The organism is Staphylococcus sp. 231237_7MaSpsaltlick (assembly GCF_043107035.1).
In genome coordinates this window covers 1-616 of sequence record NZ_JBICNX010000264.1, presented here as the reverse complement: position 1 = coordinate 616, position 616 = coordinate 1, and the positions used below count along the sequence as shown (strand labels likewise).

The 616-nt window shown below is 24.7% G+C and carries 1 pseudogene; it reads left to right on the top strand.

The features are described 5' to 3' along the window. Positions 1-616 (top strand): annotated as a pseudogene (locus ACF91D_RS31355) (type III restriction-modification system endonuclease); the annotation flags it as partial.

Sequence of the window (616 nt, the reverse complement as noted above, 5' to 3'; positions counted from 1 at the left end):
AAATAAATTCTGATGTAGACGTTAAATTAAACGAAGATAAATTAACAGATGAAATGATTAATAAAATAGTTGAACATAGGAAACAAATGAATCCTCATTATAATGATGAAGTGTTATTAGAACAATTAGATGAACGAAATCTAATTAACAGGAAAAATGAGTTTAAAACAGATGTTGAAATTGATGGAGTTAAAAAATCAGGATTTGAATGGTTGTTAGAATTATATCCAGAAGTTAATGCATCTAAATTAAATGCAGATAAAGTCAGAGATATGAAAAAAAATCCACCCAATTTAAAAGTGAAGTTAAATAAAGAGAATTGGAATAAATTGAGATTCTTATGGGAAAATTTATCTAAAAGATATATGTTAGAATTCAAAAAGGTGAGTGAAGATAATCTGTATTTCTTTATTGAAAGATTGTTGAACGATGATGATTTATTTGTTAAACAGCAACCAGAAAGAATACATCAATCTTTGGAAAAAGATGATGAAGGTAATCAAGTTATCAAGGAATCAATTTCAGAATATAATTATAGAAATGAATATATTTATATGAACTATGGTAAGTTTTTAAAACAACTTGTACTTAAAACTAATGTACCAATATCTATAAT